This window comes from Ruegeria sp. CDSA021 (assembly GCF_059612325.1).
In genome coordinates, this window is record NZ_JBXWQJ010000001.1 from 394,541 (window position 1) to 411,076 (window position 16,536).

The window sequence follows — 16,536 nt, forward strand, 5'->3', positions numbered from 1 at the left end:
TCGGGTTGCCACCGTCTGCCCTCATCCTGATGTGCCGCGCTCGCGGCTTATCGCCATATATCGTGATCTTTTCCCGACAGATGCCGGGATGCCACGGTTTGTGTGGCGATATTACATCAGTTTGCGTCGGCGTGTCACCCGAATATCGAGATCGGTAATCTTTTTTCGCAACGTGTTTCGATTGATTCCCAGCAAATCGGCACATTTCGCCTGATTTCCGCCGGTTGCCTCCAGTGCAATTTCGATCAGCGGTGCCTCAACCTCGCGCAGAATACGCTGGTACAGGCCCGGCGGTGGCAGAATATTGCCGTGCAGATCAAAGTATCGTCGCAAATGACGCTCGACCGAGGTCGACAGTTTTTCGCGCTCTCCTCCGCTGAGAACCGGCTCTGCCTCGGGCTGACTGCCCAGTACAGCTTCCACTTCGGATTTAGAGATTTCATCTGCCCGGCTGGTCAGACCCAGACGACGTACGGCATTTTCCAACTGCCGCACGTTACCGGGCCATGAATAGCGCCGCACCAGTTCGACTGCCTCTGGACCAAGCCAGCGCTTTGTTCCACTTTCACGCTCATCGCGGGCCAGAAAATGTTCGGCCAGCAGCGGTATATCATCTACCCTTTCGCGCAAAGACGGCACATGGATCGTGGCCCCGCACAACCGGTAATATAGATCCTGACGAATGCGCCCGTTTTCCATTCCTTCATTCAGGTCCGACTGGCTGGTGGCCATAAAGCGCGGAAGATGATCGCCGGGCGTGTCCATCATCCGCACGATCCGGGCCTGAACTTCATCGTCGATATCCGCGATCTCATCAATCAACAGCGTGCCACCACGCACCCGCGCCAACACCCGTGCGGGTCCTTCCAGATCCCGCAGCTCGGCAGCAGTAACTGTGACAAAAGGCAGAGTGCGCCGGTCCGAGAAATCGTGAATAGCCCGCGCAATCAATGATTTACCCGTTCCGCTTTCACCCGAGATCATCACAGGCAGATCCGTGTTCATCACCCGTGCAACCAGCCTGTACAGGGCCTGCATAACCGGAGTGCGCCCGACCAGAGGGAGCTCGTCCGGGCGCTCGCCGTCTGCCTTGGCTGGTTCGGGTTGCGCGCGCTGCTTCTGATCCAGAGCGCGTGCGGTCCGCTTCATCAGGTCCGGCAGGTCGAACGGTTTCGGCAGGTAATCGTACGCATCCGCCTCTGCCGCCTGAATGGCTGTCATGATCGTGTTCTGCGCCGAAATCACGATAACAGGCAGACCCGGGCGATCCTCGGCAATTTTTGGCAGCATTTCCAGACCGTTGCCGTCGGGCATGACCACGTCTGAAATCACCACATCGCCTTTGCCCTCACCGACCCAGCGCATCAGCGTGGTCAGCGATGAGGTTGCGTGTACCTTGCACCCGGCGCGCGTCAGGGCCTGGGTCAGAACGGTGCGGATCGTGCGGTCGTCATCCGCAACCAGTACTGTGCCATCCATCAGGGGGTCTCCTTCTTATGCTCGGCGTCTTCACGCGGCGCGCGACGCAGCGACAGTTTGAATATGGTTCGCCCGGGAACGGATTCAGCTGAAACCCAGCCATCGTGGTCCGAGACAATCTTACTGACCAGCGCCAGCCCCAGTCCGGTGCCATTTTCCCTACCCGACACAAACGGATCGAAAATGTCACCACGAATGTCTTCAGGCAGGCCCGGGCCATCGTCGATGATCTCGACCTGCAGGGGCAGCGAATGACCCGAACCATCGCTGCGGCGCAATCGGAACGAGTGTTCATAATACGTCCGTAGGCGGATCGTGCCGCCCTGCGCACCGGCGGCTTCGGACGCGTTCTTCAGAAGGTTCAGTACCACCTGCAACAACTGATCCGGGTCTCCATAAGCCAACGGCAAAGACGGGTCATAATCTTCGATGATCGTCATATCCGCACCAAAACCCAGCAAGGCAGACCGGCGTGCGCGATCCAGAACGTCATGGATATTGACCGGCTTGAAGTCAGGTTTCTGCAGGTTTCCAAATTGTTCGACCTGTTCCAACAGCTTTACGATCCTACGGCTCTCAGCCACGATAAGATCCGTAAGTTCAAGGTCTTGTGGTGGGATATTCATGCTCAACAACTGTGCGGCACCTGTAATCCCGGCCAACGGATTCTTGATCTCGTGGGCCAGCATTTCGGCCATGCCGATGGCCGATTGCGCAGCCGATTTGACGGTATTGCCCCGTGTCATCCGCCCCGACAACTCGCGCGGTGAGATAATCATGATCATCGATCCCGGATGCCCAACCAACGGCGCGATCTGCAAAGCGCATTGCAGCGGTGCGCGGTTTCCCGACCCGGCGTCGACATCGTTGACAAAAAGTGGCGTGCCAAGGGTTCGCGCGCGCTCGAATGCTTCTTCCAGCGGTGCGTCCACGGCGATCTGATCCCACACCGGATGGCCGACCACTGCCTTGCGTGACGCGTTCAGAAACCCCTCACCTGCTGCATTTACATCTGAAATCCGATCATCCACGTCAATGATGAAGGCCGGAACAGGCAAGGAATTCCAAATGCTGGCGTTTGAGTTCATGCTGCCACCTCGCCCGTATCATTCAACGCATCCGCCAGCAGACGCAGCACTTCCCTTGGATCGCGAGAGGTCAGAACGGCCCGCCGCAGCGGCGCAGGGGTCGCGGCCTCATCCATGTACCAGCCCAGATGTTTGCGTGCGACGCGCAGACCCAGATTCACATCGTAGAAGGCCAGCATCGCCTGATAATGCGCCTGCACCATGTCGATCAGATCCGCCCCGACCGGAATATCCGGGGCCTCTGCCCCGTAAAGGTCATGGCATATTTGAGCCAAGAGCCAGGGCTTGCCCTGCGCGCCGCGCCCGACCATCACCCCATCCGCGCCCGACTGATCCAGCGCAATCCGCGCAGCAGCGGTATCCACGATGTCGCCATTTGCAACGACTGGAATCGAAACAGCCTCTTTCACGGCTCGGATCGCCCGCCAATCAGCATGGCCTTTGTAGAACTGACACCGCGTGCGACCATGGATCGTGACCATCTGAATGCCTGCGTCCTGCGCACGCCGCGCCACATCCGGTGCATTGAGCAGAGAGTCGTCCCAGCCCAACCGGGTTTTCAAGGTCACAGGCAGATCAACTGCATCGACCACGGCTTCGATCAGGGTCAGGGCGTGATCCGGTGTTTTCAGCAAAGCTGAGCCGGAGTAGCCATTGGTCACTTTCTTGGCGGGACAGCCCATGTTGATGTCGATTACCCGCGCGCCCCTGTCGGCGACCTGACGGGCGGCTTCGGCCATCCAATGCGCCTCGCGTCCGGCCAGTTGCACGGCAGTGTTTTCCACATCCGCAGACAGTTCCGCACGTTCGCGCACGCCCGGCTTGGCTTGCACCATCTCCTGACTGGCGACCATTTCACTGACCACCATGCCAGCGCCAAATCGCATCACCAGATCGCGAAAGGGGCGATCAGTGATTCCGGCCATCGGGGCCAGCAAGACCGGCGGTGTTACTTCCTTGTCAGCGAGGTGCAGGGTCAACGTGCTTAATCCTTGGGCAGTTGCTGTTTTGATATCGAATTCTGCGCATATGAACAACAAAACGCCGCGAAACAAGCCCGCGAAATCATCACATGCCTATTTTTTAATCGCTTTACCTTGAGTGATTGCCTCGGCTTTCACCGCCGCCTAAACACAGACCAATACGAAGGAGCGCCCGAGACATGACCACAGCCGCCATCATAGTTGCCGCAGGGCGCGGAATGCGTGCCGGAGGCGGCGTACCCAAGCAATGGCGCAGCCTTGCGGGTCGTCGCGTGGCTGACTGGACGATCGAGCGGTTTCGCGGACAGGTGGATCACATCGTTCTGGTGCTTTCAGACGAAGACACACCAGCGTGGGAAGAGTTTCGCGAATCTGATCTGATCCTCGCTTCCGGCGGGTCAGATCGCTCGGGTTCGGTGCGTAGCGGACTGACGGCCCTGGAAGGTCTGGGTGTTCAACATGTTCTGATCCATGACGTGGCCCGGCCTTGTGTCTCGCAGCGCATCATACAGGACGTGCTGACCGCGCTGGAAACGCACCAAGCGGCTGCCCCGGGGCTTGTCGTCACAGATGCATTGTGGGTTGGTCAAGACCATGCTGTGACCGGCACGCAAGACCGCAACGGCCTTTACGCCGCGCAGACACCGCAGGGATTTCACCATGATGCCATCACCGCCGCCCATGCAGCCCATTCGGGCAGCGCTGCGGATGATGTGGAAGTAGCCCGCGCAGCAGGGCTTGAAGTGTGCATTGTCCCCGGCGACGCGGATAATCTGAAGATCACCCGACCCGAGGATTTTGCCCGGGCAGAACGGATAATGGGAACGGATATGGATGTGAGGCTGGGCAACGGGTACGACGTGCACCGTTTTGGCGACGGAGATCACGTAATCCTGTGTGGCGTGAAAGTACCGCATGATCGCGGATTGCAGGGGCATTCGGATGCCGATGTCGGAATGCATGCCGTAACCGACGCAATCTATGGCGCTTTGGCACAAGGTGACATCGGTCAACACTTCCCGCCTTCTGATCCACAATGGAAAGGCGCGGCCAGCGAGATTTTTCTACGCCATGCGGTCGAGATGGCCGGGCACATGGGATACCGCATTTCGAACGTCGACTGCACGCTGGTCTGCGAGTATCCAAAGATCGGCCCTCATGCTGCCGCCATGCGCGCCGAGATGGCTCGTATCATGGGGTTGAGCGAGGATCAGGTCTCGGTCAAGGCCACCACGTCCGAGCGTTTGGGCTTTACCGGCCGCAGCGAGGGGATCGCCTCGCTCGCCACTGCCTGTCTGGTGAAGGCATGACTGCGGCGCAGGTGATCGGCACGGTCGGCGGTGTCGGCTATTTGCGCCCTGCCCCCGGCACCTGGGGATCTTTGGCAGCGCTGCCCATGGTTTGGGTGTTGCACACGCTGGGTGGGTTTCCTCTGCTGGCACTCGCAACGCTTGTTGTTTTTGTCGGCGGCCTTTGGGCGACCCGCGTGATGACAGAGGGGCAAGACGATCACGACCCATCGGAAATCGTCATTGATGAGGTCGCAGGTCAGTTCACCGCGCTTTGGGCGATTTCTTACCCGTCCTGGGCCCATGGGATCGACATTTCCGCCCTTTGGCCAGGTTGGGTGGCAGGGTTCATTCTGTTCCGCCTGTTCGACATCACCAAGCCGGGGCCCGTTGGCTGGGCCGACCGGCGCGGCGATCCGATGGGCGTGATGCTGGACGACGTCATCGCAGGCGTTTTTGCAGCCATCGGCGTGATGGTTCTGGCCGGATTGGCACACGGAGTTCTGGGCCTATGAACGTGACCGAGCTGCTGGATCTTGCCAAGGCGCAGGGCGTTATGATCTCTACTGCTGAAAGTTGCACCGGCGGCATGGTGGCCGCGGCCCTGACCGATATTCCCGGCAGTTCCGCCGTGGTGGACCGTGGATTTGTCACCTATACCAACGCAGCGAAACAGGACATGCTGGGCGTTCTTGCCGAGACGCTGGCCGCGCATGGTGCAGTGTCGGAAGACGTCGCCCGCGAGATGGCAGACGGCGCCCTGCGCCATTCTCAGGCCCAGCTTGCCGTATCGATCACCGGCATTGCCGGACCGGGCGGATCCGAGTTCAAACCGGAGGGGCGCGTATGTTTCGGGCTGGCGCGCGACGGCCGGACCACCCAAACCGAAACCGTTGAATTCGGCGCGTTGGGGCGAGATGCCGTCCGTTTGGCGGCCCGTGATCACGCGCTGGGTCTGCTGAAAGACAGCCTTTCATAGGCACTCGCTCTTCAGGCATATCACAAGCAATTTTGCAGAACCTGTCGTCCCTTTAGCAAAAGGCGATATTTTGAGCGCTTATTGAGGAACCGCCACTTTTGTCCCGGACACCCGGACCGCGCATTTTACGGGCTGGTGTTTGTGGGTGCCTTTACGGCAGTTGTCACGATTGTTTTGGTGAAGGTGGTTGCACTTCTCATCCTGCGTCGCGTAGACGCCAAGACCGAAACAAACAGGCGCGATCTGTCGACACAGGGCGAGCGCGTCTAAGACATGAGCAGCTAAGCCCACCTTGGCTGCCCATCGCCCGTAAGGGCAAAAGCGGACCTCTTGGGGGTCCGCTTTTCTTTTGCGGGCCTCTCGACTCCGGCCCAAGGGTCGGGCTATCAGCCCGCAACGTGTTTTCAGCCCCGAGGTTTGCGCCATGATCCCTAGTTCCTTTCCCGACAGCACCGAAATCGCTCGCCTGACCGCGCGGATGCTGCTGGAGATCAAGGCTGTCCATTTCAACGCGCGCGAGCCGTTCACGCTGGCCAGCGGTCTGCCCAGCCCGACCTATATCGACTGCCGCAAACTGATCTCGTACCCGCGCATCCGCTCGACCCTGATGGATTTCCTGACCGTCACCGTGATGCGAGAAGCCGGGTTCGAAGCGTTCGACAATATCGCAGGTGGCGAGACGGCAGGCATTCCGTTTGCCGCCATGGTGGCCGAGCGTATGGCGCTGCCCATGACCTATGTCCGCAAAAAGCCCAAAGGATATGGCCGCAACGCGCGCATCGAAGGCGCAATGAGCGAAGGCGAGCGGGTTCTATTGGTCGAGGACCTGACCACCGATGGCGGTTCGAAACTGTCATTTGTGGATGCGATCCGAGAAACCGGCGCGACCTGCGGGCACACGGCGGTGATCTTCTATTATGGAATTTTCCCGGAAACCGAAAAGACGCTGGGCGACCACGGCGTGAAGCTGCACGCGCTGTGCACCTGGTGGGACGTTCTGGCCGAAGCAAAAGTGCAGAAAGCCTTTGACCAAGAGACACTTGACGGTGTCGAGGCGTTCCTGAACGATCCGCGTGGCTGGCAAGAGGCCAATAAACCCACGTAAACCTCTTGTGGGCAAGTTGGGGATAAGTGCGAAAGAATCGAGCCTTGAGCCACGATATCTGGTGACTTTTCCCCTAATTCCTACATAATGAGCTACGCATACGCAGGTATCCAAACGGTTCGGAAAGTTATCCCTAGGCCTTACCCCAAGTTAGCCACAGGTTTTTCCAGATAGCTTGCGATGACGTTTCACGTGTAGAACCGACGCACGGGCAGCGGGGACAAGATGAACGAGATCAGCAGTATCGAGCAGGCAGCAGCGCAGATTCAAAACGCGGAAACCATGCCGAACTCCATCGAGGCCGAGCAGCAATTGCTGGGCGCGATTCTAACCAATAACGATCTGTATGACCGCGTCGCCTCGATCATCGGGGCCGAGCATTTTTATGATCCGGTTCATGCCCGGATTTATGAAGTCGCCGCCGCCCGTATTGCTAAAAACGCGCTGGCCTCACCCGTCACACTGAAATCCTTCATGGGTGAAGATGAGGGCCTTAAGGAGCTTGGCGGCCCGGCCTATCTGGTTAAACTGGCCGGTGCCTCGATCAGCGCCTTTGCTGTGCATGACTATGCCCAGATGATCTATGACCTCGCCATTCGGCGCGAGTTGATCCGTCTTGGCCGCGACATTTCGGACAAGGCGGCGCGGGTTGAAGTCAGCAGCGAACCCAAAGAACAAATCGTCGAAGCCGAGCAGCAACTCTATCAGTTATCCGAGCAGGGCCAGACCGAACAGGGATTTCAATCCTTCCTCAAGGCGGTCACAGAAGCCGTCAACGTCACCAACGAAGCCTACCAGCGTGGTGGCGGTATGGCGGGGATTTCCACCGGTCTGGCCGACTTGGACAAGCAGTTGGGTGGTCTGCACCCATCCGACCTGATCATTCTGGCTGGGCGTCCGTCGATGGGGAAAACCTCATTGGCGACCAACGTGGCCTTTAACGTTGCCAAGGCTTATAAGCGCGGCACCAAACCAGACGGCAGCGAAGGTGCGATTGACGGCGGTGTGGTTGGGTTCTTTTCTCTCGAAATGAGCGCCGAACAGTTGGCGGGACGTGTTCTGGCCGAAGCCTCGGAAATCTCCAGCCACAAAATCCGTCAGGGTGACATGACCGAGGCCGAGTTCCGCCGCTTTGTGGATGCGGCGAAGGAACTGGAAGCCTGCCCCCTGTTCATTGACGATACCCCGGCCCTGCCGATCTCGCAGCTTGCCGCGCGTGCGCGACGATTGAAGCGAACCCACGGGCTGGACCTGCTGGTTATCGATTATTTGCAGCTGTGCCGCGGCATGGCCGAGAACCGCGTCAATGAGATTGCCGAGATTTCGATGGGCATGAAGGCCATCGCCAAGGAATTGCAGATACCGGTCGTCGCCCTGTCGCAGCTGAGCCGTCAGGTGGAAAACCGCGACGATAAACGCCCGCAACTGTCCGACCTGAGAGAATCCGGCTCGATCGAGCAGGATGCCGATGTGGTGATGTTCGTGTTCCGCGAGGAATACTACAAGGAACGCGAGAAGCCCGGCGATCACGAACTGGAAAAGATGGAAGAGTGGAAGCAGGCCATGGAGCGTCTGCACGGCAAGGCCGAAGTCATTGTCGGCAAGCAGCGTCACGGCCCCATCGGAACGGTCGAGCTTTCTTTCGAAGCCCAGTTCACCCGCTTTGGAAATCTGGTCAAACCCTGGCAGCAGAGCGGCGAGATCGAGGGATACTGATCACACTGATTCTGAACTATGGGCACGTCGCGGGTCAAGCTGGTGGCGCAACCTTTAGGCTGTGTTAACATCCCTGAACGAACCTTGCGCAGCGCCACACACCGGTCGGAGTCCCTGAGTTTTGCCCGCGATCATCTCGGAAATAAGATATCGTAACGGCCCAAACTTTGCGCCGGACGGGGATTTCATCGAAGTCCGCGTGCCGACCGGAACGGATGTCACCGGCCTTCAGGTTGATGTTTACAACCCAAATGGCACGGTGCGCAGTTCTACAGATGTCGACACCGCTACGATGACAACGGTGGGCGGATTCGACTATTACGTGGTCTCGGCGCGCATCAACCGATTGGGCGCAGTTTCATTGTCTGACAACGGCACGGTTCTGAGCTTTGTCTCGTTCGACGCGCAAGTGACGGCAACCCAAGGCCCGGCCAACGGCCAAACTTCGACTCAGATCGGCAGCAACGGAAGGGATGACACGTCTTCTCTGTCGTCAACGGATGGGGTGAATTTTGTCCAGGATCCGAACCCAAGCCCAGGTGCACCCTGTTTTACCTCGGACACGCTGATAATGACCGATCAGGGTGAAATCCGCGTACAGGACATCAAACCCGGCATCCGGGTTGTGACAACCACAGGCGGGTCAGAACCGGTGCGCATGGTCTTGTCCCGGACCCTACGGCAGTCGGATCTATTGAAGAAACCGGAGTTGCGCCCGATCTTTATCGCGGCCGGCTCGCTTGGCCACGGCCTGCCCCGCCGCGATCTGCGGGTGTCGCGCCAGCATCGGATGCTGGTCCGCTCAGCTATTGCGCTTCGGATGTTTGCGACGCGCGATGTTTTGATCTCGGCCGTTCGTCTGACCGAGCTGCCAGGCATTTTCATCGACGATGCGGCAACGCGCGTGACCTATCACCACCTCATTTTCGACCGGCATGTGGTTCTTTTTGCCGAAGGCGCACCAAGCGAAAGCCTGTTTACCGGCCCCGAAGCGCTGAAATCCTTACCGTCAGAAGCCCTGCATGAGCTCTTGCAGCTGTTTCCCGGCCAGGTCCATCACCAGAACATGGCCCCTGCCTATTATATCCCCAGCGCAAAGCAGCAGAAGAAACTGGTGACGCGTCATAAACAGAACAGAAAACCCGTACTGGATCAGCCTTTGATCTAACGACGAGAAACGCTAATTGTGCCCTGCCTTTCCGTTCACCAAAGCGACGGATTGTTCAACGCAGGTACGCAACGCGAAGGGCCTTTCAGCGGTTTCAGATCCTGACCATCCAATGCTTGCCCCAACCATCCATGCGGGTGGCTCAGCGTCAGCGGCGGTTGCGCGGTGGTCTCAGAGATCTGCCCGAAGCCGGTCTTACCGTAATACCCCGGATCGCCATAAGTCAGCGCCACATCCGCACCTGAGGACCGCAAGCGATCCAACCCGTATGAGATCAATGCCTGACCCACTCCACTTTTTTGGCTGTCTGTTCTCACGGCCATGGGCGACAGGATGAACACACATCGCGTGTCCCGCGGAAATGCGACACGGGAAAAAATGGCACAGCCTAGCAATTGGTTATCCCGATGGGCTGTGAACACCATAAGATCCTCGGATGGTGTATTGTCGATCAGGTCTTGTACAAAAGCGCCAATTACCGCGCCTTCGTCTTTCCCCTCAGACGCGGCAAAAACATCTGTAAAAAGCCGGACCACCTCGTATGGGTTTGATGTCAAACCGGTTGAAAATTCCATGAATTCCTTGTCCCTGCGGCCGCACCCCTGGATGTGTGGTGATGAGACGATCCCGCTCACAAGATCGTTTTAACATCAATGTGAAGACAATCACAAAGCGGTTTGTTCAAAGCAACAAATCGCTAATATGTCTTGGTTTTCGGCGCTATTCGGCGATTGCGACGACGTGGCAACGGAATACGCCAAGGAAATGCGCCATTCCCTCTTGACCTTGGACGGCGCAATGTCATGAACAGTTCCATGAGTACTGCACGTTTGACGATCAATCTACAGGCGCTGGCCAGCAACTGGCGCGCGCTTGATGCGAAGACCGGGGTAGAAACCGGGGCCGTGGTCAAGGCCGATGCCTATGGGCTGGGTGCCGGGCCTGTCAGCGACACGCTGGCCGAAGAAGGCGTTCGAAAGTTCTTTGTTGCCGCTGCCGAGGAAGGCGCCGCCGTGCGCGAGGCGGTCGGACCGGGCCCGATGATCGGTATCTTCTCCGGGCACATGGAAGGCGATACAGATTTGCTGCGTGCGCACGATCTGACACCGCTGATCAACTCGGCCGAGCAGTTCCAGCGTCATTTGCAAGCGCTGCCCGATCACGCATTCGGTATTCAACTGGACAGCGGTATGAATCGCTTGGGACTTGAGCCAGCCGACTGGGCCGAACTGCGCCCAAAGGCCGAGGCCTTGAACCCGGTGGTGGTCATGTCTCATCTGGCCTGTTCGGATGAACCGGATCACCCGATGAATCAGCAGCAGTTGAAAACCTTCCGCGAGATGACCGACGGCGTCACCGCACCCCGTTCGCTAGCCGCAACCGGAGGCACCTTTCTGGGGCCTGAGTTCCATTTCGATTTCTGCCGCCCGGGCATTGGCCTTTATGGTGGCCTGCCTTTTGCCGGGGCCAAGCCGGTTGTCACCGTCGATCTGCCCGTCATACAGGTGCGCCAACTGGACGTGGGCGAAACAGTCGGCTACGGCAACAGCTGGGTTGCGCGCCGCCCGTCTCGTATCGCCACAGTTGCTGCAGGCTATGCAGATGGTCTGCATCGTGCGATTGGCGGCGGGATTGACACGTTCGCTGGCAACCAGCCTTGCCCGGTTGTTGGTCGTATCTCGATGGATCTGATCACGGTGGACGTCACCGACTTGCCGAACGACCCGGAACGTCTGCGTATTCTCAACGGCCATCAGACCGTCGATGATCTGGCCGAAGCTGCCGGAACGATCGGCTACGAGATTCTGACATCTATGGGCAATCGCTATTCGCGGGGCTACGTAGAATGAACCCAATGACCGCGCTTGGGGGGCTGGGCCGCGCTGTTCTGAGGCTGATGGCAGCCTTTGGTCGGGTGGCCCTGTTTGCGCTTGATGCCATCTCTCATATCCTTCGCCCACCCTTTTATCCGCGCGAATTTGGTATGGCCCTGCTGAACATCGGCTGGCTGTCCCTGCCCGTGGTCGGCTTGACCGCGATCTTCACCGGCGGCGCGCTGGCGTTGCAAATCTATGCCGGCGGCGCGCGTTTCAACGCCGAAGCCGTGGTGCCCCAAATCGTCGCCATTGGCATGGTCCGAGAGCTTGGCCCGGTGCTGGTCGGCCTGATGATTGCTGCCCGCGTGACCTCGTCCATCGCGGCCGAGATTGCCACGATGAAAGTGACCGAACAGATCGACGCGCTGGTCACGCTGTCGACCCATCCGATGAAATACCTGACCGCCCCGCGCGTCTTGGCCGCGTTGATCACCGTGCCCGCATTGGTTGCGGTAGGTGACGTGATCGGCATTGCCGGGGGCTACACCGTCGCCACGCAAAATCTGGGCTTCAACCCAGCGACTTATCTGAAAAACACGGTCGATTTTCTTGAAACCCGCGACATCGTCTCATCGCTGGTCAAAGGCGCGGCCTTTGGCCTGATCGCGGCCATTATGGGCTGTTACTACGGCATGAACTCTGGTCGCGGCGCACAGGGCGTGGGGCGTGCTACCAAAGGCTCGGTCGAGGCCGCAGCGGTGCTGATCCTGGCTGCAAACTTCGTTCTCACAGGGGTATTCTTCTCGCTATGATCCGGATGGAGAACGTACATAAAGCCTTTGGTGACAACCACGTATTGCAAGGGCTTGACCTTGAGATCCCCAAGGGCACCTCGATGGTCATCATCGGCGGGTCTGGCACCGGGAAATCGGTGGCTCTGAAATGTATCCTTGGACTGATCCAACCCGACAGCGGCATGATCTATGTGGACGGAAAGGATGCCAGCAAAGGCGACCGCGACGCGTTTCTGGCCCGCTTTGGCATGCTGTTTCAGGGCTCGGCCCTGTTTGACTCGATGACCGTCTGGCAGAACGTTGCCTTCCGCCTGCTGCGTGGCTCACTGAAACGTCCTGCGGACGAAGCCCGCGAAATCGCCATCGAGAAACTGCGCCGTGTGGGCCTGAAATCCGACGTGGCCGACCGCTTTCCGGCGGAACTGTCAGGCGGCATGCAGAAGCGCGTCGGCCTTGCCCGCGCCATTGCCGCCGAGCCCGAGATCATCTTTTTCGATGAACCCACCACAGGGTTGGACCCGATCATGTCCGGCGTCATCAACGATCTGATCCGGGAAATCGTGACCGAGATGGGCGCCACTGCGATGACCATCACCCATGACATGAGCTCGGTCCGCGCGATTGCCGACAACGTGGCCATGCTGCACGGAGGCGTCATCCAATGGACCGGACCCGTCGGGCAGATGGATGCCTCGGGTGATCCGTATGTGGAGCAGTTCATCAGCGGCAGTGCCGAGGGGCCGATTGAGGCGGTGCGGTAGTAGATTTTCCGGACGGTCAAATAGTGAAACCTACACTATTTTACTCTTGAGTCTTCGCTTTCGCGAGAATGGGCTGAGACCCTTTTCAGCAGTAAAAATACTGTCCACGGTATCAATAACGGAAACAACCAAACCGCGTATGGAATAAGGTGAACAGATCTGCTCTCTAGGTAGAATTCAGGTTCGTAAACAACATAGTAGATCAGTACAATTTCCGTAATTGTAACGATTAAAAAAAACTTATAGATACCTCGGCTTTCAGGGACTTCTTTAAAGTAACGAACTAGCTGCGACACACTTGGCATTGCGTAAGCCACCCAACTTTTAATGCTAACCTAGTCAGCTATCTTACATTTCCATGAAACAGCGTAAACCTTAGCCAGCTATGCTTTAACCAATAGCGCGGTGGAGTTGAGTGACACTTGATACGTTTTAATGGCTTAACTAGGTGTCCTACATGACCCTCCGCCTCGCCACCCTCTCCCTGCTGATCCTCTACCCCATCGCATGGTTCGCCCCGCTGATGCGGGCGGGGTTCCTGCCGATCTTCGGCCTCAGCGAAATCAGCGTCATCACCGGGCTGCAATCCTTGTGGAAATCCGACGTCTTCCTCGCACTGATCGTCACCATCTTCGCCCTCTTCGCGCCCTACATCAAAACCATCGGCACCGCGTTGATCCAATGGAACCTGCTGGATGCCCGCGTCCAACCCGCGCTGAACATCCTTGGCAAACTGGCGATGGCCGACATCTTCCTGATCGCGCTCTACATCACTCTGGCCAAGGGCATCTCTTACGCGACTATCGAAACCGCATGGGGTCTCTACCTGTTCACAGCCTGCATTCTGGGATCCATCGCGCTTGGCCATATTACAGAGATGACATCCACTTCACGAAAACCTCAGACCTAATTGATTGAAAACACGTACCTAAGTATCATCTTTATATTTCGAGCAGCGCAGTTTTGTAGTTTCCAGGTCCGCAGCGGATCGCCCTAAGTTCTGTGATCTTCCTCCGCTTCGGCCCGGTGTGTTCCGGTTTGAAGAAGGAGTACGACGATCATGGCCGCCCTCCATAATATAACATTGCAATGTCAGAATGCCTTTTTGAGATTGACTTTTTTACTGATCTGCATGGCGGCCTTGCTGGCCGTTTCAGCCACGCTTTTATCCGCATTGGGTGTTTTGCCCTGGCTTTCAATGCAGGCCGGATTCGGCAATGGGCCGGTGACAGACGCCGGGATGTTCATTCAGATTGGCCTGACCGCACTGATTCTCATGCTGGCGTTCTATCTGCCTGCCAATGCGCGAATGATGGCGCTGGAAAACAACCATCGCAAATTTGCCCTCAACATGCATGACATCGCGGAAGCCTATCAGATGGCCCATGCCGCCGACCGTGGCGGGCTGTTCATGATGTCGTCCGAGTTTGACGCGGTCAAAGAACGCATGGCATTTTTGCGCCAGCACCCTGATCTGCAATCGCTCGAGCCTGAGATACTGGAATTGGCCGCACAGATGAGCCAGATCAGCCAGGAACTGGCCGAGACCTATGGCGACGCACGGGTCGAACGTGCGCAGATGTTCCTAAAACAGCGGCAGGAAGAGATTGAGCTGTTCCAACAGCGGCTGGGAGAGGCTCAGGTCATCCAGAACGAATTGCGCCAATGGACGCGCGATGTGGAAATGGAAGAGACGATCGCCAAGTCGCAACTGGCACGCCTGCGGGACGAGCTGTTTGAGCTTCTGCCCGAGCTGTCGACCCAATTGCAGACACCGCGCAGCGAAAAGTCCTCCAAAGCGTCCAGCGTGATTGCCATGTCCCCCCCTCGGGCGGCGGAATAGGCGCGTCAGCGCCCGCTGTGGGCGATGGCCCATCCGGGCCTGAGGCCGCAGCGCGCCACCGGCGGCAAGGAAAGCCCGCAAGGGCTTGAAGAACCGCCCAAGCTCGGGCACGAAGTGCGTCATGGCAAAAACGACTTCTTTCTCCTGCTCAGCCTGCGGAGCAACTCATACGCGGTGGTCCGGACGCTGCGATGCCTGCGGCGAGTGGAACACAATCATTCAGGACGCGCCCCTTTCGGCTGGCCCGGCCAAAAAATCCCTCGGCGGCAAACGCGGCCAGTCCATCGCACTCACGGATTTGTCGACCGAGGAAACACCTCCGCCCCGCACCCTCTGCGGAGTCGAAGAACTCGACCGCGTACTCGGAGGTGGTTTGGTCCCGGCCTCTGCGCTTCTGGTGGGCGGAGACCCGGGTATCGGTAAATCCACGCTACTCTTGCAAGCCGCAGCCCGTTTTGCGCGTGCAGGCGTTAAAACCATCTATGTCTCGGGCGAAGAAGCCAGCGCACAAGTCCGAATGCGCGCACGTCGTCTGGGACTTGAGGACGCGCCGGTGCAACTGGCGGCAGAGACCAATCTGCGCGACATTCTTACGACGCTTGAGGCCGAAAAGCCCGGTCTGGCGATCATCGACTCGATCCAGACCATGTGGGCCGACAACGTTGACAGTGCTCCGGGGTCGGTGTCACAGGTCCGGGCCGCAGCACATGAATTGACCACGTTTGCAAAACGACACGGTGTTTCGATCATCATGGTCGGCCACGTCACCAAGGACGGCCAGATCGCAGGCCCTCGCGTTGTTGAACACATGGTCGACACCGTGCTGTACTTCGAAGGTGAGCGCGGCCACCAGTTTCGTATCCTGCGCGCCGTCAAGAACCGCTTTGGCCCCGCTGATGAGATCGGCGTTTTCGAGATGACAGGCAAAGGGCTGGCTCAGGTCACCAACCCGTCGGCCCTGTTCCTGTCGGAACGCGGTACGCCCAGCCCAGGTTCGGCCGTTTTCGCTGGCATTGAAGGCACCCGCCCCGTTCTGGTGGAACTGCAGGCCCTCGTGGCCCCCTCGCCCCATTCTCAGCCCCGCCGCACGGTGGTTGGATGGGACAGTGGGCGGCTGGCCATGATCCTTGCCGTGCTCGAGGCGCGCTGTGGAATCCCCTTTGCCGGGCTCGATGTTTATCTGAACGTCGCCGGAGGGCTGAAAATCAGCGAACCCGCTGCTGATCTCGCTGTGGCCGCGGCCCTGCTCAGTGCCCGCGAAGACACCGCCCTGCCCGCTGAGACGGTTGTTTTTGGAGAAATCTCGCTGTCCGGGGCACTTAGACCAGCCCCGCAGACCGAAAATAGGTTGAAAGAAGCGCAAAAACTTGGTTTCACAGCGGCAATTGCTCCGGCAGGTGGCAAAACCGGCACTGTGGCAGGTCTGTCACTCACCCGACCCTCTGATTTGGTTGGGTTTGTTGGCGAAACCTTCGGATCAGGTTAAGGTCGCGCCCTGAGGGGCAGAAAACAAA

At 58.4% G+C, this 16,536-nt stretch carries 16 protein-coding genes; 12 read left to right on the forward strand and 4 right to left on the reverse strand.

Going from position 1 to position 16,536, the window contains the following annotated elements; genetic code table 11:
• Positions 1-111 precede the first annotated feature (111 nt).
• The 3 genes from AC2FLD_RS01970 to dusB are packed head-to-tail and all read right to left on the reverse strand — an operon-like array spanning position 112 to position 3,547.
• Positions 112-1,479: a response regulator gene (locus AC2FLD_RS01970; RefSeq protein ID WP_496672913.1), complete on the reverse strand. Its 1,368-nt coding sequence runs from the start codon at positions 1,477-1,479 to the stop codon at positions 112-114.
• On the reverse strand, positions 1,479-2,567 hold the full coding sequence (locus tag AC2FLD_RS01975; protein ID WP_050602287.1) for a two-component system sensor histidine kinase NtrB: 1,089 nt from the start codon (positions 2,565-2,567) through the stop codon (positions 1,479-1,481). Before AC2FLD_RS01975 ends, AC2FLD_RS01970 begins: the two co-directional genes overlap by 1 nt.
• Positions 2,564-3,547: a tRNA dihydrouridine synthase DusB gene (gene dusB, locus AC2FLD_RS01980; RefSeq protein WP_496672910.1), complete on the reverse strand. Its 984-nt coding sequence runs from the start codon at positions 3,545-3,547 to the stop codon at positions 2,564-2,566. The genes AC2FLD_RS01975 and dusB overlap by 4 nt, the downstream gene beginning before the upstream one ends.
• A gap of 182 nt (positions 3,548-3,729) precedes the next feature.
• Here dusB and AC2FLD_RS01985 point away from each other — a divergent pair, with 182 nt between their 5' ends.
• From AC2FLD_RS01985 to AC2FLD_RS02010, 6 genes are all read left to right on the forward strand, one after another.
• Positions 3,730-4,860 carry a bifunctional 2-C-methyl-D-erythritol 4-phosphate cytidylyltransferase/2-C-methyl-D-erythritol 2,4-cyclodiphosphate synthase gene (locus tag AC2FLD_RS01985; protein WP_496672907.1) on the forward strand — a complete coding sequence of 377 codons (1,131 nt, stop codon included), beginning with the start codon at positions 3,730-3,732 and terminating at the stop codon, positions 4,858-4,860.
• Entirely contained in the window at positions 4,857-5,354 is a 498-nt protein-coding gene (locus AC2FLD_RS01990) for a phosphatidylglycerophosphatase A family protein (RefSeq protein WP_496672904.1), read from the forward strand. The genes AC2FLD_RS01985 and AC2FLD_RS01990 overlap by 4 nt, the downstream gene beginning before the upstream one ends.
• Positions 5,351-5,818: a CinA family protein gene (locus AC2FLD_RS01995; RefSeq protein WP_496672901.1), complete on the forward strand. Its 468-nt coding sequence runs from the start codon at positions 5,351-5,353 to the stop codon at positions 5,816-5,818. The genes AC2FLD_RS01990 and AC2FLD_RS01995 overlap by 4 nt, the downstream gene beginning before the upstream one ends.
• Positions 5,819-6,242: 424 nt before the next feature.
• A complete protein-coding gene (locus tag AC2FLD_RS02000; RefSeq protein WP_050602283.1) occupies positions 6,243-6,923 on the forward strand; it encodes an orotate phosphoribosyltransferase in 681 nt (226 codons plus the stop codon).
• 225 nt (positions 6,924-7,148) lie between these two features.
• On the forward strand, positions 7,149-8,639 hold the full coding sequence (locus AC2FLD_RS02005) for a replicative DNA helicase (protein ID WP_050602282.1): 1,491 nt from the start codon (positions 7,149-7,151) through the stop codon (positions 8,637-8,639).
• Positions 8,640-8,760: 121 nt separating this feature from the next.
• Positions 8,761-9,807 (forward strand): Hint domain-containing protein, encoded by a 1,047-nt coding sequence (locus AC2FLD_RS02010; RefSeq protein ID WP_496672898.1) that lies wholly within the window; start codon positions 8,761-8,763, stop codon positions 9,805-9,807.
• Positions 9,808-9,842: 35 nt separating this feature from the next.
• Here the strand turns inward: AC2FLD_RS02010 and AC2FLD_RS02015 are convergent, their stop codons facing one another.
• The gene (locus AC2FLD_RS02015; protein WP_496672896.1) at positions 9,843-10,382 is read right to left on the reverse strand and encodes a GNAT family N-acetyltransferase; all 540 of its coding nucleotides are present in this window, start codon (positions 10,380-10,382) and stop codon (positions 9,843-9,845) included.
• Between the two features lie 240 nt (positions 10,383-10,622).
• On the opposite strand from AC2FLD_RS02015, the gene alr reads away from it, so the two are divergent.
• From alr to radA, 6 genes are all read left to right on the forward strand, one after another.
• The gene (alr, locus tag AC2FLD_RS02020; protein WP_050602279.1) at positions 10,623-11,657 is read left to right on the forward strand and encodes an alanine racemase; all 1,035 of its coding nucleotides are present in this window, start codon (positions 10,623-10,625) and stop codon (positions 11,655-11,657) included.
• On the forward strand, positions 11,654-12,436 hold the full coding sequence (locus AC2FLD_RS02025) for an MlaE family ABC transporter permease (protein WP_496672893.1): 783 nt from the start codon (positions 11,654-11,656) through the stop codon (positions 12,434-12,436). Before alr ends, AC2FLD_RS02025 begins: the two co-directional genes overlap by 4 nt.
• Positions 12,433-13,179, forward strand: a complete 747-nt coding sequence (locus AC2FLD_RS02030) for an ABC transporter ATP-binding protein (RefSeq protein WP_496672890.1) — start codon at positions 12,433-12,435, stop codon at positions 13,177-13,179. Before AC2FLD_RS02025 ends, AC2FLD_RS02030 begins: the two co-directional genes overlap by 4 nt.
• 457 nt (positions 13,180-13,636) lie before the next feature.
• A complete protein-coding gene (locus tag AC2FLD_RS02035; RefSeq protein ID WP_496672887.1) occupies positions 13,637-14,089 on the forward strand; it encodes a paraquat-inducible protein A in 453 nt (150 codons plus the stop codon).
• A gap of 195 nt (positions 14,090-14,284) precedes the next feature.
• On the forward strand, positions 14,285-15,022 hold the full coding sequence (locus AC2FLD_RS02040; protein WP_496672884.1) for a DNA repair protein: 738 nt from the start codon (positions 14,285-14,287) through the stop codon (positions 15,020-15,022).
• 121 nt (positions 15,023-15,143) lie between these two features.
• Positions 15,144-16,508: a DNA repair protein RadA gene (gene radA / locus AC2FLD_RS02045; RefSeq protein WP_050602273.1), complete on the forward strand. Its 1,365-nt coding sequence runs from the start codon at positions 15,144-15,146 to the stop codon at positions 16,506-16,508.
• Positions 16,509-16,536 lie beyond the last annotated feature (28 nt).

What these genes read in the sequence shown, in the direction of transcription:
- AC2FLD_RS01985 (WP_496672907.1), top strand. Translation starts at nt 3,730, where the DNA reads ATGACCACAGCCGCCATCATAGTTGCCGCAGGGCGCGGAATGCGTGCC.
- AC2FLD_RS01995 (WP_496672901.1), top strand. Translation starts at nt 5,351, where the DNA reads ATGAACGTGACCGAGCTGCTGGATCTTGCCAAGGCGCAGGGCGTTATG.
- AC2FLD_RS01990 (WP_496672904.1), top strand. Translation starts at nt 4,857, where the DNA reads ATGACTGCGGCGCAGGTGATCGGCACGGTCGGCGGTGTCGGCTATTTG.
- alr (WP_050602279.1), top strand. Translation starts at nt 10,623, where the DNA reads ATGAGTACTGCACGTTTGACGATCAATCTACAGGCGCTGGCCAGCAAC.
- AC2FLD_RS01970 (WP_496672913.1), bottom strand. Translation starts at nt 1,479, where the DNA reads ATGGATGGCACAGTACTGGTTGCGGATGACGACCGCACGATCCGCACC.
- AC2FLD_RS02015 (WP_496672896.1), bottom strand. Translation starts at nt 10,382, where the DNA reads ATGGAATTTTCAACCGGTTTGACATCAAACCCATACGAGGTGGTCCGG.
- AC2FLD_RS02030 (WP_496672890.1), top strand. Translation starts at nt 12,433, where the DNA reads ATGATCCGGATGGAGAACGTACATAAAGCCTTTGGTGACAACCACGTA.
- AC2FLD_RS02000 (WP_050602283.1), top strand. Translation starts at nt 6,243, where the DNA reads ATGATCCCTAGTTCCTTTCCCGACAGCACCGAAATCGCTCGCCTGACC.
- AC2FLD_RS02025 (WP_496672893.1), top strand. Translation starts at nt 11,654, where the DNA reads ATGAACCCAATGACCGCGCTTGGGGGGCTGGGCCGCGCTGTTCTGAGG.
- radA (WP_050602273.1), top strand. Translation starts at nt 15,144, where the DNA reads ATGGCAAAAACGACTTCTTTCTCCTGCTCAGCCTGCGGAGCAACTCAT.
- AC2FLD_RS01975 (WP_050602287.1), bottom strand. Translation starts at nt 2,567, where the DNA reads ATGAACTCAAACGCCAGCATTTGGAATTCCTTGCCTGTTCCGGCCTTC.
- AC2FLD_RS02005 (WP_050602282.1), top strand. Translation starts at nt 7,149, where the DNA reads ATGAACGAGATCAGCAGTATCGAGCAGGCAGCAGCGCAGATTCAAAAC.
- AC2FLD_RS02035 (WP_496672887.1), top strand. Translation starts at nt 13,637, where the DNA reads ATGACCCTCCGCCTCGCCACCCTCTCCCTGCTGATCCTCTACCCCATC.